A 2,627-nucleotide genomic window follows, 5' to 3' on the forward strand; every position below is an offset into this window, starting at 1 on the left:
GCTGCGGATTCCGACGAAGCCGGCCATGCATTCCAATTCGAAGCCGGCCGGGTATTCCGATCTGAAGCCGGCCACCCGTGGCGTCGTTCGCATGGGTCAATTTCATGATGTCGTTGAGGGCTGGGAAGGTCAAGAGACCGGTTGATCTTGAGCGGTTTGCTTCTGCTTTCTGAGGCTCTCTCCTTTGAGTTCGATGCGGTAGGCATTGTGGACGAGGCGATCGAGGATCGCGTCGGCGATGGTGGGGTTTCCGATGATTTCGTACCAGCGATCGACGGGCAGCTGGCTGGTGACGATAATCGAGCGGGATTCGTATCGATCCTCGACGATTTCGAGCAAATCACGGCGTTGGTCGGCGTCGAGAGGTTCTGGTCCCCAGTCGTCCAGGATCAGCAGGTCGAGTCGTGCGATAGCGCGCAGCATCTTGGTGTAACGGCCATCGGCGCGGCCGAGTGCGAGCGCGGCGAAGAGACGCGGTACACGATGGTAGGCAACTGAGAAGTCGTCTCGGCAAGCCTTGTTGCCAAGGGCGCAAGCGAGCCAGCTCTTGCCGACGCCGCACGGCCCGGTAACAAGGAGATTATGTCGTGCCCGGATCCAGTCGCCGGCGGCGAGTTTTAGAAAGAGCGCGCGGTCGAGGCCGCGGATAGCGCGGTAATCGACATCCTCGACGCAGGCGGCATGGCGCAGCTTGGCGGCTCGAGCTCTGGTTTCGAACCGCTTTTGCTGGCGCAGCGTTTTCTCGTGTTCGAGGAGCAACGCCAACCATTCAGCGTGTTCGAGGCTGCGCGCTTCGGACTGGGCATCGAGGTCCTTGAAGCCTTTGGCCATACCGTGGAGACCGAGGCTATGCAGCAGGTCGAGGGTGGGATGGGTGAGCATGCTAGGTAATCCTTTCAATGGAAGTAACCGGGGCCGCGCAGATTGGGATGTTCGATGATCGCGTCCTCGGTGTCGTGAGAACCGCGTTCGAGCTTGTTGGCGATGATGGAGGCGATGCTCTTGTAGGTCAGCGCGCGGACAGCAACCGCGCGGGCCGCGATCAGCTCGGCGCGTTCGGGATCAATATCCTTGAACAGCCGAAGCACGCCCAGGCAGGTCCGGAATCCCTGTTCGGGATGAGGCCGATTGGCCAGGATGGCGAGGACGAGCCCCTCGGTGTTGGGCCCGATTGACCGCCCCCAACGCCGGAATCGATCGGGAGTCCACTCGGCGTAACGCCGATGCGCACTGGGCATGTGATCGGGGTCAGTGCCGTGCCGGCGGCCACCATAACGGCGCTGGTGAGCCGCAACACGCAAACCCCGATGGAACAACTCGATGGTCCGGGTGGTGGCGCGAACGTCGACCTGCTCCCGGATCAGGCCGTGTGGAACTGAGTAGAAGAAGCCGTCGACCTCGACGTGATAATCGAGCGAGACGCGCGCCAAGAGCCATTCCGCGAACTGATAGTCGGCATCCGGCAACGGCGCCAGGACAGGCCTCTCGACGGTCTCGAACAATTGTCGGCGGCTGACGCCAATCCGGCGCATGACGTGCGCGTTGATGCGCTCCAGCGCGGCGGCGATTGCCGCGTTCGCCTCGGTCAGGGAGAAGAAGGTCTGCCGGCGAAGTCGCCCGAGGATATAGGTCTGGGCAAAACGCACTCCAGCCTCCACTTTTGCCTTATCCCGGGGCTTTCTTGGCCGTGCCGGAAGGATGCCCACGCCGTAATGGGACGCCATCATCCCGTAGCTGCGATTGATTTCAGGGTCGTAGAATGAGGCCCGGTGCACGCCGGACTTCAGATTGTCAGGGACGACAAGCCGCGGCACCCCGCCAAAAAACCGGAACATGCGGACATGGGCCTCGATCCAGTCCGCCAGTGTCTGCGTCCAGCTCGCCTCGGCGTAGGTGTAATTGGAGGCGCCAAGCACGGCGACGAAGATCTCCGCTTCACGCACGACCCCGGTTGCACGATCGACGATCATGATCTTCTTGCCGGAGTAATCGACAAAGACCTTGTCGCCGGCCGGATGGTCCTGCCGCATCGTCGGCGACAGCCGCCGCTCGAATTCCCGGAATAAATCGCAGAACCGGCTGTAGCCATATCCTTCCGGGTGGACCGCCCGGTACTCCTCCCACAGCACCATCAGATTGACGCCAGGCCGCTTCAGCTCACAGGCCAGCGAGGCCCAATCCGGCTCAGCTCGCCGTCGGAAGCCGCGCCTGACGCCGGCATGGGCAAACAGACGTTGTTCAAGAACGGCGTCGGTCAGATCGCCCGCCAAAGGCCACGCCAGCCCGGCAGTCGAGGCACACTTGAGATTGTCCTGAATGGTGCTGCGCGCCACGCCGAGCGTGCGCCCGATCTCCCGGGCGCTCACCCCATCACGGGCAAGCCGCAGCATCTGTCGTATCTGTCGCATGGTCAGTTCTCTCTTGGCCGGCATCCGCTTCCCCCGTTGATCGACGAGGGACTTGATGCCTGAGGGACTGACCCAAACGAAAACGCCGACTTCCAAAACCCCGGCCGGCTTCAAATCGGAATGCCGGCCGGTTTCATTTCGGAATCGTGGCCGGCTTCAAATCGGAACGGTGGCCGGCTTCAAGTCGGAATACCCGGCCGGAATAAATCGGAATCCGCA

General features: G+C 62.2%; 2 protein-coding genes. Both read right to left on the minus strand.

The genetic code is table 11. From position 1 onward, the window contains the following. Nucleotides 1-129 precede the first annotated feature (129 nt). Complete coding sequence (istB, locus tag ABIB78_RS38655) at nt 130-882, minus strand: IS21-like element helper ATPase IstB (protein ID WP_279669485.1); 753 nt, start codon at nt 880-882, stop codon at nt 130-132. Nucleotides 883-896: 14 nt separating this feature from the next. Beyond that, nucleotides 897-2,408, minus strand: a complete 1,512-nt coding sequence (gene istA, locus ABIB78_RS38660) for an IS21 family transposase (RefSeq protein WP_429034285.1) — start codon at nt 2,406-2,408, stop codon at nt 897-899. Nucleotides 2,409-2,627: the final 219 nt, after the last annotated feature.

Source organism: Bradyrhizobium sp. I1.14.4, assembly GCF_050435825.1.
Classification (GTDB): domain Bacteria; phylum Pseudomonadota; class Alphaproteobacteria; order Rhizobiales; family Xanthobacteraceae; genus Bradyrhizobium.

Excerpts from the sequence above, each read along its gene's own strand:
- istB (WP_279669485.1), bottom strand. The coding sequence starts at position 882 with ATGCTCACCCATCCCACCCTCGACCTGCTGCATAGCCTCGGTCTCCAC.
- istA (WP_429034285.1), bottom strand. The coding sequence starts at position 2,408 with ATGCGACAGATACGACAGATGCTGCGGCTTGCCCGTGATGGGGTGAGC.